A 21,045-nucleotide genomic window follows, 5' to 3' on the forward strand; every position below is an offset into this window, starting at 1 on the left:
TTTTGATACATCGCTGAAAGCTTTCCGGAACCATACGCCTAGCGTATGGTTTTCTTTTCACAAATAAGATCATCGTTACAAGGGTAAAAACAGGTCTCCGTATTGAAAAATCACTAAGTTTCATTTAACGATTTTCTCCCCTTTTATGGCCTGAAAGTTAGGTAAGCAACTTAATTGTTAGCACTCTTGAAAACGTTAGTCAATCATTTAAAAAAAATGTAGACAATATGACAAACCCTGCTTCACTCAAACCGGAGCAGGGTCAATGAATTTTTTTCATTTGGTTGAGACTCGATTTTTTTTACTTTCGTCCATTAAACTCGTGCTATGCATCGGCTGTGTGCGTGCTTTCGGATCGATGTATGCTTTTGCGTTGTTCACCGCGGTTGGCGCTTCGCCAAACCCTGTCGCGATAAGCTTTACTTTTCCGTCATATGTCACAACGTCGCCTGCCGCATAGATGCCCTTAATGTTTGTTTCCATTTTTGTATTCACGACAATTGAATTTCTCTCAATGTCAAGCCCCCAGTTTTTGATTGGGCCAAGTGAAGAGACAAATCCGTAGTTGACGATTAACGAATCAATTTCCACATGTTCTTCTTTGTCGCCTTTTACTTCTTTTAACAGAACGCCGCTTAACACCCCGCCGGAGCCTTTCAGTTCTCCAACCGCAAATGGCGTTCTTACGTTCACACTGGAATTCATCAACTGTTCAACACTGTGTTCGAGGGCCCTGAATTTATCCCGGCGGTGGACAATTGTTACTTCCTTTGCAATCGGTTCAAGCATTAAAGCCCAATCGACAGCAGAATCGCCGCCGCCAAGCACAACGACTTTCTTGCCTTTAAATGCACTTAAATCCTTTATGAAGTAATGTAAATTATTTCCTTCATATTGTTCGCTTCCTTCGATTTCAAGAAGCCTTGGCCTAAAGGCACCGACACCTGCGGTAATTAAAATCGTCTTTGAATAATGCTCTTCATTGTTGTTCGTTGTCAGTTTAAATGTATCATCAGCCAGTTTTTCCACCTGCTCCACCGACTGTTCCAAAACAATTGTCGGATGAAACTGCATCGCTTGTTCTTCCAAGTCATCAACAAGTTTTTGAGCTTTTACTTTTGGAAAACCAGCCACATCATAAATGTATTTTTCAGGATATAAAATCGACAGCTGCCCACCGAGCTGCGGTAAACTTTCAATAATCTTTACTTTCATTTGGCGCATGCCGCCATAGAAAGCCGCAAATAACCCTGTTGGGCCTCCGCCTATAATGGTAAGATCAAAGATTTCTTCGTTTGAGGGCATAACAACACCTCCAGGTTTGCCTCAATTAATTTGCAACGATATTTACCAACTTTCCTGGAACAGCGATTACTTTGCGAATCGTTTTTCCTTCGAGCTGTTTTTGAATCGTTTCATCTGCTTTCGCAATCTCTTCCATCTCCTCTTTTGCTGCAGAGGCAGGTATATTCAGTTTTGCTTTTATTTTCCCGTTTACTTGAACAACGATTTCGACTTCATCTTTCACGAGTTTTGTTTCATCATACGTAGGCCAAGTTTCATATGCAATCGTGTTCGCATGTCCAAGTTTTTCCCATAATTCCTCACTAATGTGCGGCGCAACAGGCGAAAGCATTTTAACGAATGCTTCCATATAGCCTTTCGGGAGAACTTCTTGTTTGTTCGCTTCATTTATAAACACCATGAGCTGTGAAATGGCAACATTGAAATGAAGCGCTTCATAGTCTTCTGTTACTTTCTTTACCGTTTGGTGATAGACAAGCTCCATTTCTTTAGAGCCCGTCTCGTCCTTAATCTTAGGATTAAGGCTGCCATCTTCGGTAACAAAGAGACGCCAGATTCGATCAAGGAACCGCCTTGAACCGTCAAGCCCATTTTCCGACCAGGCAATGGACGCATCAAGCGGCCCCATGAACATTTCGTAGAGGCGAAGCGTGTCAGCGCCATGGGAATTAATAATGTCATCAGGGTTTACAACATTCCCTTTCGACTTACTCATTTTCTCATTGTTCTCGCCCAAAATCATGCCTTGGTTAAAAAGTTTTTGAAACGGCTCTTTCGTTGGAACAACTCCTAGATCGTACAACACTTTATGCCAGAAGCGCGCATACAGCAAGTGAAGAACCGCATGCTCGGCACCTCCGATGTAAATATCGACTGGAAGCCATCTCTTTAACTTTTCAGAGTCGGCAAGCGCGTTATCGTTGTGCGGATCAATGAAACGCAAATAGTACCAACAGCTTCCCGCCCATTGCGGCATCGTATTCGTTTCTCTTTTTCCTTTCATCCCTGTTTCAGGATCTGTCACTTCAAGCCATTCTTTGGCATTCGCAAGCGGTGACTCGCCTGTACCCGAAGGCTTGATTTCGTTCATTTCAGGCAAACGAAGCGGAAGCTCCTCTTCTGGAACTGGTTTCATCGTACCGTCTTCAAGGTGAATAATCGGGATTGGTTCACCCCAATAGCGTTGGCGGCTGAACAGCCAATCACGCAAACGATAAGATACTTTTCTCGCACCTTTTCCATTTTCTTCGAGCCACGAGATCATTTTTTCGATGGCTTCCTGTTTCTTTAACCCATTGAGGAAATCAGAATTTACTAATATGCCGTCGCCAGCGTACGCTTCCTCATCAACGTTCCCGCCGGAAACAACTTCTTTAATCTCCAATCCAAACGTTTTCGCGAATTCCCAGTCGCGTTCATCATGGGCAGGCACCGCCATAATTGCACCCGTTCCATAGCCCATTAATACATAGTCTGCAATCCAAATCGGAAGCTTGTCGCCTGTGATCGGGTGAAGCGCATATGCGCCAGTGAATACGCCTGTTTTTTCTTTTGAAAGCTCTGTTCTTTCCAAGTCGCTTTTGCTCTCGATTTCTTTTTGATAGGCCTCGACTTTTCCTTGCTGTTCTTCTGTTGTAATTTCTTTTACGAGCGGATGTTCAGGCGACAGTACACAATACGTAGCGCCAAAAAGCGTGTCAGGCCTTGTCGTAAACACAGTAAATGATTCATCGTGGCCGTCAATTTGAAAATGAACTTCAGCGCCTTCTGAACGGCCGATCCAATTGCGCTGCATTTCTTTAATGCTTTCAGGCCAGTCCAGCTCTTCCAAATCTTCAAGCAGCCTGTCGGCATAAGCCGTGATTTTGAGCATCCATTGCTTCATTGGCTTACGGATAACCGGGTGGCCGCCGCGCTCACTTTTGCCATCGATTACTTCTTCGTTGGCAAGCACCGTGCCTAAAGCAGGGCACCAGTTGACAGGAACTTCATCAACATAGGCCAATCCTTTTTTGTAAAGCTGCAAAAAAATCCATTGGGTCCATTTGTAATATTCAGGATCCGTCGTATTGATTTCCCGATCCCAATCATAGGAAAACCCGAGTGATTGAATTTGCCTCTTAAATGTTTCAATATTTTTATTTGTAAATTCACGCGGATTGTTTCCTGTATCAATGGCGTATTGCTCCGCCGGCAGTCCGAAAGCGTCCCACCCCATTGGATGAAGGACATTCCAACCTTGCATTCGTTTCATCCTGGAAAGGATGTCTGTCGCTGTGTAGCCTTCCGGGTGGCCGACGTGAAGGCCGGATCCCGACGGATATGGAAACATATCCAATGCATAGAATTTTGGTTTATCGCCTTCTTCTTCCGTTTTAAATGTTTTGTTTTCTTCCCAATACTTTTGCCATTTCGCTTCAATTGCCCGATGATCAAACGCCATCTATTTTCCTCCTTCTAGATCGCCACTTACAATATTACCACTATTGCTTTCTTCTCGTAAAAAACTCCCATCCCCAGCGTAGAACAAAAGGGATGAGAGCTCTCATTTCTCGTGTATCTCTTAATTTGACATTTAAAATCGCTCGTTCAAACCTTCATCGCGGAGAACATGAAGTGACTAGAGATTTCAAGAGTGAAAAACTTATCATTTTTTCTCATGATCACTTTTTATTACCATTGTATGAAAAATGTCGAGCGGATGTCAATCTGTGGCACTCAATCATCAATTAAAAACTCCCACCTCCTAAGGCGGGAGTGGTCTATTCATTTAAACTCGTACTCTGCGAGTCCTTCTTTTTGGAATATCGCTCATTTGATTGACAGAAACAACTTCTTCCACTTTTTTCTCCGGTTGTTTCCAATATTTTTCATTGCCTGGCAGATCGTCAAACCAAGCCGCATCTTTAGGACAGTCCAAAATCATAAAGTCCCCGTAATTTCCGTCCCTCGCCTGATGGAACTTTAAATAGGCTTTTCCTTTCTCAATGGCTAGGATTTCAATTTTTCCGGAAGTATGGCTCATCGACAGGCGGACCCGTTTTCCAAGCCCGGACGTTTTTGCTTTTGCTTCTTCAACAAGATGATAGACTTCTTCCAACGTTAATACAAAATCTTCATTTCCCCGAACCGGACGATTAACGAAGAAGTAATACGGTGTTACTCCAGCCCAGGAAAGCTTATCCAATAACTCTCCCAATACATCAGAGTCATCGTTGATTCCTTTTAATACCGGCGTTTGATTCACGACGATAGCCCCGGCATTGTGAAGGGCCTCAAATCCTTTTCTGGCCTCTTCCGTTATTTCCCTTGGATGATTCACATGCGCCATAATATAGATGCGCTTTTCTGGAGTGGAATACTTGCGGATTACATTGAGAAGCTCTTCATCTTCATAAATTCTCATCGGATTAAAGACAGGAAGCTTTGAACCAATGCGAATAATTTTCACATGATCGATTTCCCTCAGCCGGCCAAGAATCATGTCTAATTTCTTGGCTGCCAAAATGAGTGGATCGCCGCCCGTAAGCAACACGTTGTTGATTTCGGGATGCTCGCTTATATATTGCAAGCCTGGTTCCACATCCGACATCGCTTCTTTCACATCGTTTCGGAACAAGCGCTTCCTGAAACAATATCTGCAGTATGCCCCGCATACTTCCGAACAAATTAATAATGCCGTCGTTGTATATTTATGCTGACAACCTGGGACAACATAATTCGTATCCTCATCAGACGCATCCCATCTACCATATTCGGACAGTTCATTTTCATTAGGAATAACTAGTTTTCGAATCGGATCATGAGGGTCGTCCCAATCAATCAAATTCAAATAATAGTCATTTACACGAAAAACGAATTTGTCAGTTATCTGTTTCAGTTTCTCTCTTTCTTCTTCAGGAATTTGAGTGATTCTGTCAATACTTGTAATGTATTTTGGCTGCATTTGTAGATCTCCCACCCCTTCTTTTACTTACTATTTTTTCAACCATAACATAGTTAAGAAAAATTTTCTAATTTTTTGATAAAGTAAACTTGCCGATTGGCAAGCCTTATAAGGCGCAGACAGAGGCATAGTTGCACTTATACTTAAAACTTAAAATTTGCTGCTACGTCGATTTTCTGCCATGCTGGCAAATTTATGCTTTCTTAACGTACAAAAATGTCGTTTTTGAGAAAGAGAACGATTCGTGCTAAAATTTTACGTATTATGTAAGAAAAAGTGCAAATTCGCAACTTTTTCCCTTTAAGTGTGTGTAGTTCAAAAAGGAGGACAAAAAGAGCCGAGAAGTTCGAGGAAGCAAAGTTCTGAGGAACGGACTTGCACAGGAGGTGCTGACTTCTGCGTTGTGCACAGGACGTGCACGTTTTTAGCAGAAGAACCTTCGAACCGTTTGAAGGATACGTGAGTACCGCAAGAACGAAGCTGACGAAGAAATTCGACAGCTTAAGATGTTCGACTAAAAGCATCACGTCCTGTGATAACGNTGAAAGAAGGAGTTTCTATGAATCAATCCATTCCATCCCATTTCGGGAATAAACGATATTATTCATTTAATCGCTATTTGCGGGAAATGTTCCATACAAAAGTGTTTAAGGTTCCTCTTGACGGGGGGTTTGACTGCCCAAACAGAGATGGAAAAGTCGCGTACGGCGGCTGTACATTTTGCAGCGCAAGCGGTTCTGGCGACTTCGCTGGAGACAGGCGCGAAGATCTTGAAACCCAATTCCATACGATTAAAAACCGCATGCACGAAAAATGGCCGGAAGGAAAATACCTCGGCTACTTCCAAGCCTATACAAATACGTACGCTCCTGTAGATGAATTAAAGGAAAAATACGAAGTGATTTTAAAGCAGGACGATGTCGTCGGCTTGTCCATCGCTACGAGACCAGACTGCTTGCCTGAGGATGTCGTTGAATATTTGGCAGAGTTAAATGAACGAACATTCCTTATCGTCGAACTCGGCCTTCAAACGGTTCATGAAAAAACGGCCAAGCTTATTAACCGTGCCCATGATTACAACTGTTATGTCGAAGGGGTAGAAAAACTAAGAAAACATAACATCCAAGTCGTTTCCCACATCATTAACGGACTGCCGCAAGAAACACCTGAAATGATGATGGAAACAGCTAGAGAAGTAGCAAAGCTTGATGTCCAAGGCATTAAAATCCATTTGCTGCACCTCTTGCACAAAACAGCGATGGTGAAGCAGTACGAAAAAGGACTGCTTGAATTCCTGGACTTTGAGACATATGTCAACCTTGTTGTTGATCAGCTGGAAGTTCTGCCACCCGACATGGTCATACACCGCCTTACAGGAGATGGCCCCGCCGAATTGCTCATCGGCCCGATGTGGAGTTTGAAAAAATGGGGCGTGTTGAATGCCATTGAAGCCGAGCTGGAACGGCGGAACAGCTGGCAAGGAAAGCGGTATGAAACGCAGGTGTCAGCCAAGTGATTTTACAGCGCATATTGCCTTTTTCCAAAACATTGCTTTCCGAGGCGCTCAGTGAAGGGGACATCGCCATCGACGCAACAGTCGGCCATGGCCGCGATACTGTATTTTTAGCTGAGCAAGTCGGAAAAAGCGGCATCGTTTACGGATTTGATATCCAACGGGAAGCGATAGAGAGTACGGAAAAACACCTTCAACAAAAAGGCCTGGATGATCGCGTCATCCTGTTTCACAAAAACCATGCGGATTTGTTTCATACACTTCCAGAAGGAGTCCATGGAAAAGTGAAGGCTGCCGTCTTTAACCTCGGTTATTTGCCAAGAGGCGACAAAACAATCGTCACTGAGCCTGAAACGACTCGCCTCGCTATCGAGCAAGTGCTTGCTCTGCTTCAACAAGGAGGGCTCATTATCCTTGTCGTTTACCATGGCCATCCTGAAGGTAAAATTGAAAGAGATGCCATCCTTGAATATGCACGAAATATCGATGAAAAAATCGCAAATGTGATGTGTTACCAATATATGAATAAAACAAACGATCCACCGTTCATCATCGCCATCGAAAAAAATTAGCCTCATGATTCTATGGGGCTATTCCTTCCGTAATCTCCGATAAATCCAGCTATTGATGTAGAAAAACAGACTTGTTCGCCCGCCCAATCTGACGATACGCTTCGCAAGCTTGTACACATCTTTCTGTTTACGGACTTTGCGATCGGCTAGATAAATGCCAAGCATCCCGTTATTGATCATGTGATGGAATTTTGCATCAGGCAGCCCGGCGACGCTTTTTTCTGCTTGTTTTACGAAATGAGCGAACCTTTGGGCAAGCTCTTCTTCATTCTCATAATAAAAACAAAAATTCAAATCGCCTCCGTCACGGTCTTCCTCTTGATCGATAAAATAATCGAGCAATATGTGCAGCCCTTGAACCCACGGAAAATAACTATTTGCCACATCCGATAATAGCTTATCATCACATTCACTGTGGAGTGCGTAAGAAACGAGGCAAAAGATCCCGAGTGTCGAACCCGCACACGCCGAAAACTCAAACCAACTCATTTCCGGTAAATTCCCGCGGTATGTCTCAAACCATTTGACGAGCCGTGGCACACGCTCCTCCACTTTTACATGTTTATGCACTTGTAAATCACAATAGTAGCTAGCTAGCTTATGCGTATAACAGACAATCTGTTCTTGATTGGAAACCATTGCCAGAACATTTTGGCACGTTTCGATGAGCGCATTCAAATAACCGCCATCATCTTGTTCTTTACGGAATTGGTAAAAATGAATCGGTTCTTTTCCGGGTGTCAATGCATGAGACATTGCCTGATGCAAAGAGTAAAAGTCATTCGGATCAAGCGATGTACTCCGGTCACATAAATTATCAAGATAGTCGCTAATCGTTTGGTATGCGACAATGAAACGGATGGCCTCATTTCTCTTATGACGGGCAAGCAACGCAAGAATGGCCCCGCCTTCGCAATGGAATGTTTTTGTTTGAATGCTGTTCAATGCTTGTTTTCTAAGTTCTTCATCAGGAATTTTCAATGCTTTCTCTTTCCATTTTTTTAGCTCACGGTGCACGTTTGGCAACACATCACGATAAACGATTGGCATTAATGTCCACGCATAAGAAGGAACGTTCAATTGGCTTACTCCTTTCACTTACATTTGAAGCTGAAGCCTGACAAACTGGAGCGTGTAATCAAATACAGCACGCCGCTCTGGTTCGTTAAAAACCTCGTGAAACAACCCGTCCCACTCTTTATATATTTTTTCATTGATTTGCAATTGGTTGAACCACGACTTGACCTTCTTTATATCAACGATACGATCATCTCCACCCTGGAGCAGCAACAGTGGTACATTGGGAAACTTCCCCGCCTGTTCATGGGAATTTGCCATTGCTTTTCTTAACTCCCGGTACCACCGGACAGACACTTTACGGTTGTATAGAGGATCCGTTTCGTCCTTCGCTTTCATTTCTTCATTCCTCGTGCCAACCCCTGGCTCTATATTTGAATCAAAGCGAATTTTCGGAAACGTAACATTGAGCAATTTAGACAAAACCTCTACAGGTTTCTTAGGATAATTTACAAGACCAAGGCAAGGCGATGAAAGGATAACCGCTTTAATTGGCAATTCTCTCTCTAACATCGTTCGGATAACGACCAGCCCACCCATACTATGGCCAAACAGAAAAACAGGAACCTCATAGGATGACGCTTCCTTCACCCACTTCTCAACTGTATGAACGTAGTCTTGAAAAGATTGGATATGCCCCCGCCTTCCTGGCGATTCCCCCTGCCCCGGCAAATCGCCTGTCACGACATGAAAGCCGCTCTCATTCCACTTTCGGATGAGCCACTCATACCGGCCGGAATGTTCCCCGGCACCGTGGACAATGACAATTGTCCCTTCCGCTTCACGCAACGCCCTAAATCTTTTCACATCCATTCCCCTTTCTTCAAAAGTTTGTTAAAATTTACATAGAAAATGTAATCAACTTTCATGATTTATTAATTCAGAAAGCAGGGAATATTGCAATGATCTATCCTTATTATGACGCAAAACCTGAAATTCACAAAACCGCTTTTATTGCTGACTATGTAACGATCACCGGCGATGTAACCATCGGCGAGAAATCAAGCATCTGGTTTAATACTTCGATTCGCGGCGATGTCGCGCCGACAAGAATCGGAAACCGTGTGAACGTGCAAGATAACTCTGTCTTGCATCAAAGCCCAAATAACCCGCTTATCATCGAAGACGATGTAACTGTCGGGCATCAAGTCATTCTTCATAGTGCTATCATTCGAAAAAACGCCTTAATCGGCATGGGCTCGATTATTCTTGACAGAGCTGAAATCGGAGAAGGTGCCTTCATTGGGGCGGGCAGCCTCGTCCCTCAAGGAAAGAAAATCCCTCCAAATACGCTCGCTCTCGGAAGGCCAGCGAAAGTCGTCCGCGAATTAAATGAAAATGATTTAAAAGAAATGGCAAGAGTACGCAGAGAATATGTCGAGAAGGGACAATACTATAAAGCGAGACTTGAATCAGTGGGGGGGTCTTCATTCCCCACTGATTAATAGCGAGACTTACCAGGGAATTAACGTCCGTTACCCCCACTTAGGCTTCTCCGATTCTTCATAAAGTCTTGAAGTGGGGGTTTTACGGACGGTTGCGCCGTGGTAAAGCTCTTAAAACAGAAGAATAACGGTAACAGAAAAACTTCAGGATTATTTTCGAATCCTGAAGTTTTTTAACGCTGTTTACCTATTAAACTCTCCGTAATTTCGATCAAAATATAAGAGCGGCTGTTTATCCGCAAAGGATGCTTCCGTCACTTCTCCAAAAAATAGAATATGGTCCCCTGCCTCATGTTCTTCATAAACATGACATGTTAGAGCTGCAACAGCATCTTTTATAACAGGCAAATGATTTAAACGGACGAAGTCAACCTCATGCATTCTTTCCTTTTGCCCGGCGAAGATTATAGAATATTCTTTTTGATCCTTATTTAAGAAGCTGACCGCATATTTTTTTGCTTTTTGAAGCGCGTTTAGCATCGTTGCTCTTTTATCAATGGAAACGACAACGAGTTTCGGATCAAGTGACACTGACATAAAAGCATTCACAGTCATTCCAAAGATTTCCCCATCTATTTCTGTCGTGACAATAGTAATCCCCGTTGGAAATTTACTCATTGCATTTCGAAACGCAACATTATCCACTCACATTCCCTCCTAGCGTCCAATACACTTCCATTATGACTTTTTTTAATCTCTATGACAAATAATTAAGCAGCAAAACCATACCAGATAATTTTTTTATCCAAACAGAAAGCGACAACATTTTTAAAAAATAAACTTTATAATCAGGATATTAATAAATAGTACATAACGTCTACTACAAACAAACCATTTTAAGCCCTTCAGAAAAAGGCACACTTCGCTGAAAAGCAAGGCCGCAAAGTCACGGGTCTAAGGCTAGAAACAACTAGCTATGATGGCTGGACTACCTGGAAGCTGACAATCATTGGAGGGGAAAACATGGTTGCAAAAACAAAGAACAGTGATGACAAAGAATGGATCAATTTAATGCTGGCAGCAAAACGGTTAAACATTACTCCGGATGAAATTCGCCATTTTTTTAAACAAACAGGAAAAGAAAGAAATGATTCTTCTGTCGCATCTTCTCCATTGAAATTTACAGAATGAAGGGGAACCTGTATAATAAGAAAAAACGCTGGCGCGTTCTTTCTTAGGAAGTTAGCCAGATTGGTCTAAATTTGCGTAAGAGACAAATTTATACTTTCTTAACAAAAAGGAAAATCTGCAAAATTATATTTAAAAGAGGGATGTCAGGTGATTGGTGAAAAAGTTAAAAAGTTTCGCTTAGAAAGAGGGCTGTCATTATCAGAGCTTGCAGAACGTGCAGGTGTTGCCAAATCTTATCTAAGTTCAATCGAGAGAAATATCCAATCAAACCCCTCCATTCAGTTTCTTGAAAAAATAGCCGCTGTTTTGGATATAACGGTAGAATCTCTTTTACAAGAGCAAGACGCGAATCCAGACAACGAAGAGCTTGATGAAGAATGGGCGGAACTTGTCCGCGAAGCGATGGAATCTGGCGTAAGCAAGGAACAGTTCCGTGAATTCCTCGAATTCAACAGGTGGCGCATAAATCAGTCTAATAAATAAGTAAACAAACACTCCCTGATTGGGAGTTTTATTGTTTACATTTATTCTTTAAAACGAACCATTTATCTGTTATAATGAACAAAAGCTAAACATTCGCTTGATCTTGGAATGAATGAAACTCATTTATGAAATCGAAAAAGCGGGAATGACAAAGACACAAATTCAGCAATGATAAGGCTACATTAAATTTTTGAAATCGGGGGAAGAGAAAAAAGCAGTAATGGGGGCCTAGAATGGAAAATGCATTGGATCTGGAATGGGTTGAATTAATGCTTGAAGCAAAAAAGCTGGGAATGTCTTGTGAAGAAGTGAGAAACTACATAAACAGAGCACTTGAACAACAGGAAAACGGAAAGATGGAGGACTTTTTTGCATGATCACGAAAAAAGCCTCTTTTTTACTATCTTGCTTGGACAATGAGACGATGCGTCGCCTTTCGAATCGGTTCACACGTAATTAATGTAATCATTTTCTCACCTGCTTTGCTTTCAAGAACGGAAACATCAGTCGGCTCCACGACAATTTTGTTAAAAACCGTATATGTTTTCTTATTATTTGTGGAATGTACGATAATTTCATCGCCTACCTCTACCTCATCCAACCGATTGAATTGCTTGCCATATGTATAGCTTCGATGTGCGGCAATCGCAGTGTTCCCCGTTTTTGCCTCAAGATGGTCCGTCCCTTCTAGTTTCCCCGCAGCGACTCTTAGATTCGCTTGATCGGCCCCATCCAAAATCGGGAGCGTTAAATCAATCTTATCAATCGTAAGCATTCCTATCGGAGAACCTGACTGGGTATCCTTCTCTTCTTGCTCTTTTTCTCGATAGACTTCATCGAGTTTAATAAAGCTTTCACGGGCAGCATCCATTTGCCCTGTCTCCCATTCCTGCATAAGCTCTTTTTCTTTCTGTGCAGCATAAAGATGATTGAGAAAAGGATAGAACATCACAACGATCCCGGCAGCAATCAACATAATAGCCGCTGCCTTCATTGGCTTCTACCTTTTCCCGTCATCCAAATGAATGGATTTCTTTTCTTTCGGTACAATACGATTCCTGCGGCGATTAGCGCAAGACCTATTAGATAAAAAATGATAGGGTTTATTTCCCCGGTCTTTGGAAGAGCAGAACCAAAACTAGAAGGATCTCCGTTCACTGGAACCGCGCCAACAGACTCAGTAACCTTTTCAGGAAGCATTCCTGCAGCAAAGTGAAAAGCTACCTTCGTCGTTAATCCTTGAAATTCATTTCCGGATTCATACGGAAATTCAACCGTGTACGTCAATTCTTCTTCCTCTAGATGTGCAAGCGGCCTTTTTTCAAATCCGTTAAACCCGCTCAGTTTTCCTTCATATAATATTTCATCGCCCGCGGACACTGTCATCACAAGCTGATTGTAAAGCATCTTAGATCCTGATATAAAATATGCACCTGACTGGTACATGAAATCTTGGTTTCCTTTGTTTTGGATGGTAAGTGTGCGCGTCATCCAATCTCCTGGCTTCATATTATGAATGTTAAATAATTGCTGGACAGGCGAAAGTGATAGATCAATTTGTGGCTTACTTTCATCAGCGCCTGTTTTTCCGGTAGGGAAGAAAACAAAGAGTAATAAAACAAGGCCTAGATACATGGTGATCAGTTGTATGAAAGTTGGTCTTATCACAGCTCTACCTCTTAAAATATGACTTTTGCAATTTTAGAAAGGCGGGTTGCCCCGCCTCGATTATCTGCTTTCTCCAGCTGTTTGTTTAGCTTCAAACGTCCAAGTTAATTTTAATGACGCATTCTGAAGATGGTTTTGATCTTTACCATTATCTACAAATTCAAATTGTACTTTAAAGTCATCCTTCGTCCCTGCTTTTAGCCCGCTATTTTCGCCAAAAGGTGACCAGATTTTCTTTTGTACAGCGTCTGGAGCTGTTCCTTTAAGCTGATCGAGAGTCGTTGAATAAACAATGTCATTTGGCGTTACAACTCCACTTTTATCAAGGTTTCTAAGGAAATTCACCCTTATATGTTTTGCTAATTCCTCATTGTCATAATCTGTTGTTAAGATTACCTTAGAGATGTCAAGAGTGCCGTCATTTTTCAATTTAAAAGTACGATTCATCCAATCTCCCGGCTTCAAATTATTCACATTAATAATTGTTGAAGGGTCTACAGATAAATCCAACGTACCTGCTGCAAACGTGTTCTCCGTTATCTCCGTATCACTAAAATAGGCAAATGTTCCCCCTGCAACAAGCGACAAACCCAATGCTGCTGATGCGACTCCCAATCCTAATTTCTTTTTAATACTCATAATAAATCCTCCCTTTCACCCTTTTCGGGTATGCCATTTTTTTATTTTGAATCCGTTCCGACAGTTCTTGCCGTTCGGAAGTCAAACGAATGAAAGTAATTATTGCGAGTTGCTCGCTTCTTGATTTTTGCCTCCATCGACCTCTTTAAATGCCCGAAGGATGTTGACGATGGCATAGCCGAGAAATAACACGCCAGGAACGATGAGAAGCAATGCGCTGCCTAGCTTCGACTGGGCGTAGCTAAGAATGTAGCCGACATATGGAATCGTAAAGCCAGTATATTCAGCAACGACATTTTCATGGAGAACAGGTTCCATGTCGGCGGCGCTATTGTTATCGCCTTTCGTGACATAGCGAAGATTGTCTCCGCTTCCTTCCGCTTTAATGACACGGTGCGTTGTAAGCGTGCCTTCTTCATCTGTTTTATACGTGATGACGTCACCCGGTTTAAATCTGGTAGTATCGCCGCCCGGTTTGACGGCGATGATGGAGCCTGTGTTGATGGCAGGTTCCATTGAGCCGGATAGAACGGTTTTTAATTGATAACCGAACATCGTCTGATCGCCGCCTGAGAACCTCATTGAGATAACGAGGACTGCCATCACGATGAGGAGGGCGAATAACAACCACGTGACGAAATTACTGATCCACTTCATTGTTGTTTTCAATAGATTTCTCCCTTCCTTCTAATGATTTTGCTTTTACTTCCGCTTGTTTCTCTGGCTGCTTTTGTTCCGGTTTTGATTCCTGTTGTTTTGGCTCTTGTGGCTTTTCTTTCGGCCCCGGCTTACCCTCTTCATTGGGTTGAGGTTTTTTCATTTGTTCTTGAGGACTTGTTTCTTCCTGCTTTTTGTCTTCAGGTTTTTCATTTTGCTGAACGGGTGGAGCTTTCTCCTGCTCTTTTACTTGTGTTTCATTCTTTTCAGGTTTATCTTGATCATTGGCTTCTGTATTGTGTTCTTTTTCCGAATTCTGCTTATCTGCTTCACTCAAATTTTCAACTTCTTCTGTTTCCAGCTCTTCCAATTCTTTTGGCTGGATACATTCGTTTGGCTCGACTGTAATTGTTTCGCTCCAAAGTTCTCCTTTACCAGGATGGCCTTCACGTTGATACGCTTTGAACTTGTAATTTCCGGGCTTTTCCGATATGAAGGTAAGTTTATATGTTTGACCACTGCCTAACTGAGGAACTTCACCTTCATCAACAATCTTTCCGTTTTTCGGATTTCCTTTTTCAATCCAGTACACTTCGTATTTAACTGGACCTTGCATAGCCTCTGAGTCTTTTCCATTTTCAATTCGTGCAAAAATTTCAACTTTCTCGCCTTTACAGATGAACCCAAAATTTTTCTTGCCTTCCGGAAACTTAAGTGAACTTTTATCCCAAAAATCCCAGTCCCCCGCCTGAATCGACCCTGGCACGTTTACCGAAGAAGTAAATGCTGCGTTCGTTGTCGAGGTCACAAGTGAGAGTCCAATAAACCCCAAATAATAAATCGCAGCCAACTGAACAATGATGTAGATGCCGACATTTTTCTTTCTAAATTTTCTAAGGCGGCTTTGTCTCATCATCAAGCCTCCATGTTCGTTATTGTTTTTAGTTTTGTTCTCTTTAAAGAACATCTCGTTATGATTATATAACGAACAAATCAAATGAAAAAACAGCGAAATAGTCCGGTTTGTTCATTTAAAAGAATATATCCTTAGATTTTCTCTTAATTTCTTTACTTTTCTTACTTTTTCATTTTTCTGTTGTTCTTTATCAAGAATAATAAGCCGCCCTTTTACAGGAGCGGCTGATCGATGAATTACTCGATATCAATCATTTTTCGATTGTATTGCTTCAGATTATACTTAGGAATTTGGATTCGGAGAATGCCATTTTCGTATCTTGCTTTAATGTTTTTCGGAGAGGAAACGAGGGTTAACGGGATAAAGCGTTCTCTTCGATTAAAGAAGCGCTCTTTTCGGTAGTATTTTTCTTTTTGATTCGTTTCTTCCAGTTCCGACCTGTTTTCCGCCGTGATTTTTAAGCCGTCTGGAAACCATTCTAAATTGATTTGTTCCTTTTTCACTCCCGGTACATCTGCTTCAATAATTAAGTCCTGTCCCCTTTCATACATATCGACTTTAATTTGATGCACGAAAAAGCTTCCTAACGGATCTTCAAACCATTGATCAAAAATTGAAAACAATTCGGTGAATTTCTGATCGTTGAAAATCTTTGGAAATTTGTTTTCTTCAGTACTCATTCAGCTTTCCTCCTTACCATTTCTTTCATTGAATAATAGTTAAGTCCAAGTCAATGTATCGTATGCTTGAAAAAGAAATCGCGTTCTAAAAATAGGCATTCACCAAAAAAAGCAGCTCGGTCAACATAACCAAGCTGCTTTCAAATATTTACGCTAATCCTTTTTTTAGCGCATCCACTTTATCCGTCTTTTCCCATGGCAAGTCAACATCTGTCCTTCCGAAATGTCCGTATGCTGCCGTTTGCTTGTAGATGGGACGAAGCAGATCAAGCATCTTTATAATCCCGGCAGGCCTTAGATCGAAATTTTCTTTCACAAGCGCAACAAGTGTTTCTTCATCTACTTTTCCCGTTCCGAATGTGTTGATAGATATTGATACAGGGCTTGCGACACCGATTGCATAAGCAAGTTGGACTTCGCATGTTTCTGCCAATCCTGCGGCGACGATGTTTTTTGCGACGTAGCGGGCAGCATACGCTGCAGAGCGATCAACTTTTGTCGCGTCTTTGCCGGAGAATGCCCCCCCACCATGCCGTGCATAGCCTCCATATGTATCAACAATAATTTTTCTTCCTGTCAACCCAGAGTCTCCTTGCGGACCGCCAATAACAAATCGCCCCGTCGGGTTGATGAAATATTTCGTTTCTTCATCAATAAGTTCCGCTGGAACAACCTCTTTAATGACGTGTTCCTTCAAGTCACGGTTAATTTGTTCAAGCGTGATTTCTGGGTGGTGCTGTGTTGAGATGACGATCGTATCCACGCGAATCGGCTTGTCGTTTTCATCGTATTCGATCGTCACTTGCGTTTTACCGTCTGGGCGCAAGTATGGAACAATTTCTTCCTTTCTCACTTCACTAAGCCTTCTTGCAAGCCTATGGGCAAGTGAAATGGGAAGAGGCATTAGTTCAGGTGTTTCATTGCATGCAAATCCGAACATCATTCCTTGGTCTCCGGCACCGATGGCTTCGATCTCTTCTTCGGCCATTTTCCCTTCCCTGGCTTCCAACGCTTTGTTGACACCTTGAGCGATATCTGCAGATTGTTCGTCAATCGATGTGATTACTGCGCACGTCTCCGCATCGAATCCGTACTTCGCTCTTGTGTAGCCAATTCCTTCAATCGTTTCCCGTGCAATTCTTGGAATATCTACATAAGTAGACGTTGTAATTTCGCCAGTAATGAAGACCATGCCTGTGTTCACGATTGCTTCACATGCTACCCTTGCATCTTTGTCGCTTTTAATGATTGCATCAAGGATTGCATCGGAAATTTGGTCGCAAATTTTGTCAGGGTGGCCTTCCGTTACTGATTCTGATGTAAATAGTCGACGCTTTTTAGCCATCATCATACCTCCATATGGTGTTTAAAGCGAAAGCCTTCGTTTTTTCTATAAGAGGTTGTTCAAAAAGCCGTTGTCCTTCTTTTTAAACAAGCACTATAAGAGAAAATAAAAAAACCTTTTCCACAAAACATGAGGAAAAGGTCATCCGTTATTTGCCTTTCGCCTCTTATCTGTCAGGTTAGCACCTTCTCACTCCAAAAGTGTAGGTTGCCGGGTTTCATTGGGCCTGTCCCTCCGCCATCTCGGGATAAGAGTATCCGTTGACATTCATCGTAACCTAGTTTATTTTTAAAGTCAACTGCATACTTTTACATCATTTTTCAAAAAATAGTAAGAACCCATTTGGGCGTTAATGTAGTATACTATTTAAAAACTCACTAAAAATTCTTCCTTTTTTTCGATTTTCGTTCCTATTTTTTATAAATTTAGTTTGATTTAGAATAGACTAATTCAAGATATATGTTATACTAATTCTACATTATTCAATCTTACGAACGGAACGCGCCGTTTTTGAGCTTCCGATTTGATACAACACTAAATTAAAAGGATGGTTATGTAAATGAACACCACTCATGTTACTTCAACGCTTCTCGATGAGATTCTAAAAAAAGAAGTGACTCTTAAAGATTTATCAACTCCTCAACTTGTTGAAAAAGTACTTGAGAGAAAAGAAGGAAAGTTAACATCGACTGGAGCTGTTCAAGTAACGACCGGAAAATATACAGGACGTTCTCCGAAAGATAAATTTATCGTTCAAGATCCGTCTGTTATCGATAAAGTTGACTGGGGAAGCGTGAACCAGCCAATTAGCCCTGAGAACTTCGAAAAGCTATATGGAAAAGTGTTAAACCATTTAAACCAAAAAGAAGAGCTCTTCCTTTTCCGCGGGTTTGCAGGGGCTGATAAAACATACCGCATGCCGATTGCTGTCCTTAATGAATATGCTTGGCACAACTTGTTCGCTAGACAATTGTTTATCCGTCCAGAACAAGAAGAGCTTGCTAGCCATCAAGCTGAATTTACCGTTATATCTGCTCCAAACTTTAAAGCTGATCCCGCGGTTGATGGAACGAATTCCGAAACGTTTATTATTATTTCTTTTGAAAAGCGCATCGTTTTAATTGGCGGAACGGAATATGCAGGCGAAATTAAGAAATCAATTTTCTCCATTATGAACTTCCTGTTGCCTGAACAGAACATTCTTTCCATGCATTGTTCAGCAAATGTCGGTATGGAAGGCGATGTTGCTTTGTTTTTCGGTTTATCGGGGACAGGCAAAACGACATTATCAGCCGATCCACACCGCCAGCTAATTGGGGATGACGAGCACGGATGGTCAAATAATGGCGTATTTAATATCGAAGGCGGCTGCTATGCGAAAACAGTCAACCTCTCTAAAGAAAAAGAACCGCAAATTTTCAATGCTATTACGTTCGGAACCGTTCTTGAAAACGTCATTATTGACGAGAAAACGAGAATGGCAGACTATGATGATACTTCGTTAACTGAAAATACGAGAGCGGCTTATTCCATTGATAAGATTCCGAATGTTGCTGAACCAAGCATTGCCGGACATCCGAACACCATTGTCTTTCTTACTGCTGATGCTTCCGGAGTTCTCCCTCCAATCAGCAAGTTAACGAAAGAACAAGCGATGTACCATTTCCTTTCTGGTTATACGAGCAAGCTGGCTGGTACAGAACGCGGTGTAACTTCACCTGAAGCAACATTCTCTACATGCTTCGGCTCGCCTTTCTTACCGCTTCCTGCCTACCGCTACGCTGAAATGCTCGGACAAAAAATCGACCAGCATGAAGCGAATGTCTTCCTTGTCAACACTGGATGGAGCGGTGGTGAGTACGGAACGGGCGAACGGATGAAACTTTCTTACACGAGAGCAATGGTTCAAGCAGCACTTGAAGGTGAGCTTGATTCGGTCGAAACAGTGACCGACCCAATCTTTGGCTTAAATATTCCTACACATTGCCCAGGCGTGCCTGACAACGTCTTGCAACCGAAGAAAACATGGAGCGATCCTGAAGCGTACGATCAAAAAGCGAAGGAGCTCGCTGAAAAATTCAAGAAAAACTTCGAGAAATTTGATAATGTCTCTGACGCAATCAAAAAGGCAGGACCGTTAGTATAACAGAAGTCAAAAATCAGTGGCCGGAGGCCAGTTAAGAAGAATTGGTGACAAGAACCTGGTTCCGTATTATAAATCTAGAACGTAAATTCTCAAGAAATCCCTCTTTTTCCTTCAACAGAACAAAGAGGGATTTTTTTTCATATATTTTAAACTGTGCACTAACACATCATCCTTCATCATGAAGCTAAACCGGTCATCTTCTTTTAAGTTTTCCGGCAATGTGTCGAGAAGGACAGGGCCTTTTGTTTCAAAATAATATTCTTTATCGATCAACTCACGAATGTCCGCATAATAAATATTTTTAACAATTGTATCGGCTCTTCCGTCAACTTTATATTGACCAATATAAACGAGCGTTGATACACCTGCGCCCGTTTCTTCATAAACTTCCCGAATGGCCGCTTCTCTCGGGCTTTCCCCTTCTTCAACCTTTCCCCCAGGAAACTCCAGTCCCCTCCCGGGATGTTCCGTTAACAGCCATTTGCTTTTATATCGGCAAATAACCCAAACATGCTTTGGATCCTTTGAAAATGGATTGCAGGAAAAGCTAAGTTGAACTTTATTACGATAATAGTCGTAGAACATCATTTGATCAGCCATTATACAGACCTCGCGAAAGAACATATTCTCTCCATTTTAGAAAACTGTGTACTGATTGTAAAGCTACTTCATTTCTTGAAACTGCTGTTTCGTTTTTGGTGTGCCAAGATCGTAAATTTTCTTGTATACATGATAAAGTTTGTTCGTATACCGGTCATTGTCTTCATCATGCTTCTCGTTTTCAAAAAAGTGAACGAACATATTGCTGGCTGTTACAGACAAATTTTGGTAGGACAAGTCTTTAATAAGGGCTTTAAGTTCATTCAATTCATCGTCCGTTGCTGCAATTTCAAAATATTGCTGATTATCGTCCACTTCAGTCTGCATAATATCGCCCGTCTCGACTGAAACATAGTACAGTCGTTTTTTCATCCATCTCACTCCCGTAAAACCTATTTACAGGAGTGTTACCCTTTTTTATACAGCTTCAATCATTTAATTTCAGCATCCGCGGAAGGCTCTTTTTTCTTTACGATCGCAGTGAAGCCCGCAAATATAAGCAAAAAACCGGGAATTACGTAATATAAAGACATTGATATAATTCCGCCTACCGCGGAAACAAGGATTAAAAATCCCGCTGTAATTTCTTTCCCGCGCCTCATTAAATAGCAACCAATCAAGGCAAGCACAGAGAAAAAGATCCCAGCTGCCCCCATTGCATAGCTAAAGAGCTTTAAATCCATTATCCTTCCAATTGGCGTCATTGTCATAAGGACAATGAACAAACCTAAAACACTGCCGATTATCCCTGAGTAAAATGCTTGTTTTAGATGCACTTTCTCCTCTCCTCTAAAAACAATGTGCTGCCAATCTCCCTTTATCACGGGGCAACGGGCATCTATTCCCTGATAATTGTCCTGTAGAACTCCCACTGATGGAAGTCTCCCTTTATCATATCAATTTTTTGCAAAATAGAAAATCC

23 protein-coding genes and 2 riboswitches are annotated in these 21,045 nt (G+C 41.9%); of the genes, 7 read left to right on the plus strand and 16 right to left on the minus strand.

What is annotated here, in order from left to right; genetic code table 11:
* Positions 1-276 precede the first annotated feature (276 nt).
* The 3 genes from DCC39_RS15085 to DCC39_RS15095 all read right to left on the minus strand — a co-directional run bounded on the left by DCC39_RS15085 (position 277) and on the right by DCC39_RS15095 (position 5,251).
* Positions 277-1,305, minus strand: coding sequence for an NAD(P)/FAD-dependent oxidoreductase (locus DCC39_RS15085; RefSeq protein WP_116555733.1), 1,029 nt, complete (start codon positions 1,303-1,305; stop codon positions 277-279).
* Positions 1,306-1,330: 25 nt separating this feature from the next.
* Positions 1,331-3,748 (minus strand): leucine--tRNA ligase, encoded by a 2,418-nt coding sequence (leuS, locus tag DCC39_RS15090; protein ID WP_116555734.1) that lies wholly within the window; start codon positions 3,746-3,748, stop codon positions 1,331-1,333.
* 327 nt (positions 3,749-4,075) lie between these two features.
* On the minus strand, positions 4,076-5,251 hold the full coding sequence (locus tag DCC39_RS15095; protein WP_116555735.1) for a KamA family radical SAM protein: 1,176 nt from the start codon (positions 5,249-5,251) through the stop codon (positions 4,076-4,078).
* A gap of 559 nt (positions 5,252-5,810) precedes the next feature.
* Between DCC39_RS15095 and DCC39_RS15100 the strand changes: the two genes are divergently transcribed.
* Entirely contained in the window at positions 5,811-6,767 is a 957-nt protein-coding gene (locus DCC39_RS15100; RefSeq protein WP_116555736.1) for a TIGR01212 family radical SAM protein, read from the plus strand.
* Complete coding sequence (locus tag DCC39_RS15105; protein ID WP_116555737.1) at positions 6,764-7,336, plus strand: class I SAM-dependent methyltransferase; 573 nt, start codon at positions 6,764-6,766, stop codon at positions 7,334-7,336. Before DCC39_RS15100 ends, DCC39_RS15105 begins: the two co-directional genes overlap by 4 nt.
* A gap of 18 nt (positions 7,337-7,354) precedes the next feature.
* Here DCC39_RS15105 and DCC39_RS15110 read toward each other — a convergent pair whose 3' ends face one another.
* Together DCC39_RS15110 and DCC39_RS15115 are read right to left on the minus strand one after the other, a co-directional pair.
* On the minus strand, positions 7,355-8,416 hold the full coding sequence (locus tag DCC39_RS15110; protein WP_116555738.1) for a tetraprenyl-beta-curcumene synthase family protein: 1,062 nt from the start codon (positions 8,414-8,416) through the stop codon (positions 7,355-7,357).
* Positions 8,417-8,434: 18 nt separating this feature from the next.
* Positions 8,435-9,220: an alpha/beta hydrolase gene (locus tag DCC39_RS15115; protein WP_116555739.1), complete on the minus strand. Its 786-nt coding sequence runs from the start codon at positions 9,218-9,220 to the stop codon at positions 8,435-8,437.
* A 95-nt stretch (positions 9,221-9,315) separates the two neighbouring features.
* Between DCC39_RS15115 and DCC39_RS15120 the strand changes: the two genes are divergently transcribed.
* Positions 9,316-9,858: a gamma carbonic anhydrase gene (locus tag DCC39_RS15120; protein WP_116555740.1), complete on the plus strand. Its 543-nt coding sequence runs from the start codon at positions 9,316-9,318 to the stop codon at positions 9,856-9,858.
* A 183-nt stretch (positions 9,859-10,041) separates the two neighbouring features.
* Here DCC39_RS15120 and DCC39_RS15125 read toward each other — a convergent pair whose 3' ends face one another.
* On the minus strand, positions 10,042-10,503 hold the full coding sequence (locus DCC39_RS15125) for a flavin reductase family protein (RefSeq protein ID WP_116555741.1): 462 nt from the start codon (positions 10,501-10,503) through the stop codon (positions 10,042-10,044).
* A 199-nt stretch (positions 10,504-10,702) separates the two neighbouring features.
* Positions 10,703-10,794: riboswitch (cyclic di-GMP riboswitch) on the plus strand.
* A gap of 27 nt (positions 10,795-10,821) precedes the next feature.
* Between DCC39_RS15125 and DCC39_RS15130 the strand changes: the two genes are divergently transcribed.
* The 3 genes from DCC39_RS15130 to DCC39_RS15140 all read left to right on the plus strand — a co-directional run bounded on the left by DCC39_RS15130 (position 10,822) and on the right by DCC39_RS15140 (position 11,849).
* The gene (locus DCC39_RS15130) at positions 10,822-10,989 is read left to right on the plus strand and encodes an anti-repressor SinI family protein (RefSeq protein ID WP_116555742.1); all 168 of its coding nucleotides are present in this window, start codon (positions 10,822-10,824) and stop codon (positions 10,987-10,989) included.
* A gap of 147 nt (positions 10,990-11,136) precedes the next feature.
* Positions 11,137-11,472 carry a helix-turn-helix domain-containing protein gene (locus DCC39_RS15135; protein ID WP_116555743.1) on the plus strand — a complete coding sequence of 112 codons (336 nt, stop codon included), beginning with the start codon at positions 11,137-11,139 and terminating at the stop codon, positions 11,470-11,472.
* A gap of 233 nt (positions 11,473-11,705) precedes the next feature.
* On the plus strand, positions 11,706-11,849 hold the full coding sequence (locus DCC39_RS15140; RefSeq protein WP_116555744.1) for an anti-repressor SinI family protein: 144 nt from the start codon (positions 11,706-11,708) through the stop codon (positions 11,847-11,849).
* 23 nt (positions 11,850-11,872) lie between these two features.
* On the opposite strand, the gene DCC39_RS15145 is transcribed toward DCC39_RS15140, so the two are convergent.
* The 7 genes from DCC39_RS15145 to metK all read right to left on the minus strand — a co-directional run bounded on the left by DCC39_RS15145 (position 11,873) and on the right by metK (position 17,377).
* Positions 11,873-12,466 carry a class D sortase gene (locus DCC39_RS15145; RefSeq protein ID WP_116555745.1) on the minus strand — a complete coding sequence of 198 codons (594 nt, stop codon included), beginning with the start codon at positions 12,464-12,466 and terminating at the stop codon, positions 11,873-11,875.
* Positions 12,463-13,140: a TasA family protein gene (locus DCC39_RS15150; protein ID WP_116555746.1), complete on the minus strand. Its 678-nt coding sequence runs from the start codon at positions 13,138-13,140 to the stop codon at positions 12,463-12,465. The genes DCC39_RS15145 and DCC39_RS15150 overlap by 4 nt, the downstream gene beginning before the upstream one ends.
* 60 nt (positions 13,141-13,200) lie before the next feature.
* On the minus strand, positions 13,201-13,779 hold the full coding sequence (locus tag DCC39_RS15155) for a TasA family protein (protein ID WP_116555747.1): 579 nt from the start codon (positions 13,777-13,779) through the stop codon (positions 13,201-13,203).
* A 99-nt stretch (positions 13,780-13,878) separates the two neighbouring features.
* Positions 13,879-14,436, minus strand: a complete 558-nt coding sequence (gene sipW, locus DCC39_RS15160; RefSeq protein WP_205948528.1) for a signal peptidase I SipW — start codon at positions 14,434-14,436, stop codon at positions 13,879-13,881.
* A complete protein-coding gene (tapA, locus tag DCC39_RS15165) occupies positions 14,420-15,349 on the minus strand; it encodes an amyloid fiber anchoring/assembly protein TapA (protein WP_165820904.1) in 930 nt (309 codons plus the stop codon). Before tapA ends, sipW begins: the two co-directional genes overlap by 17 nt.
* Positions 15,350-15,588: 239 nt before the next feature.
* Positions 15,589-16,032 carry an Hsp20/alpha crystallin family protein gene (locus DCC39_RS15170; RefSeq protein WP_116555750.1) on the minus strand — a complete coding sequence of 148 codons (444 nt, stop codon included), beginning with the start codon at positions 16,030-16,032 and terminating at the stop codon, positions 15,589-15,591.
* Positions 16,033-16,180: 148 nt separating this feature from the next.
* Positions 16,181-17,377 (minus strand): methionine adenosyltransferase, encoded by a 1,197-nt coding sequence (gene metK, locus DCC39_RS15175; protein WP_116555751.1) that lies wholly within the window; start codon positions 17,375-17,377, stop codon positions 16,181-16,183.
* Positions 17,378-17,540: 163 nt separating this feature from the next.
* Positions 17,541-17,631: riboswitch (SAM riboswitch) on the minus strand.
* A gap of 305 nt (positions 17,632-17,936) precedes the next feature.
* On the opposite strand from metK, the gene pckA reads away from it, so the two are divergent.
* Entirely contained in the window at positions 17,937-19,523 is a 1,587-nt protein-coding gene (gene pckA, locus DCC39_RS15180; protein ID WP_116555752.1) for a phosphoenolpyruvate carboxykinase (ATP), read from the plus strand.
* A gap of 111 nt (positions 19,524-19,634) precedes the next feature.
* On the opposite strand, the gene ytkD is transcribed toward pckA, so the two are convergent.
* The 3 genes from ytkD to DCC39_RS15195 all read right to left on the minus strand — a co-directional run bounded on the left by ytkD (position 19,635) and on the right by DCC39_RS15195 (position 20,899).
* Positions 19,635-20,123, minus strand: a complete 489-nt coding sequence (gene ytkD / locus DCC39_RS15185; protein WP_240613669.1) for an RNA deprotection pyrophosphohydrolase — start codon at positions 20,121-20,123, stop codon at positions 19,635-19,637.
* A gap of 63 nt (positions 20,124-20,186) precedes the next feature.
* Positions 20,187-20,495 carry a hypothetical protein gene (locus tag DCC39_RS15190; RefSeq protein ID WP_116555753.1) on the minus strand — a complete coding sequence of 103 codons (309 nt, stop codon included), beginning with the start codon at positions 20,493-20,495 and terminating at the stop codon, positions 20,187-20,189.
* 59 nt (positions 20,496-20,554) lie between these two features.
* Positions 20,555-20,899: a hypothetical protein gene (locus tag DCC39_RS15195; RefSeq protein ID WP_116555754.1), complete on the minus strand. Its 345-nt coding sequence runs from the start codon at positions 20,897-20,899 to the stop codon at positions 20,555-20,557.
* Between the last annotated feature and the right edge of the window lie 146 nt (positions 20,900-21,045).

Source organism: Pueribacillus theae, assembly GCF_003097615.1.
Classification (GTDB): Bacteria; Bacillota; Bacilli; order Bacillales; family UBA6769; genus Pueribacillus; species Pueribacillus theae.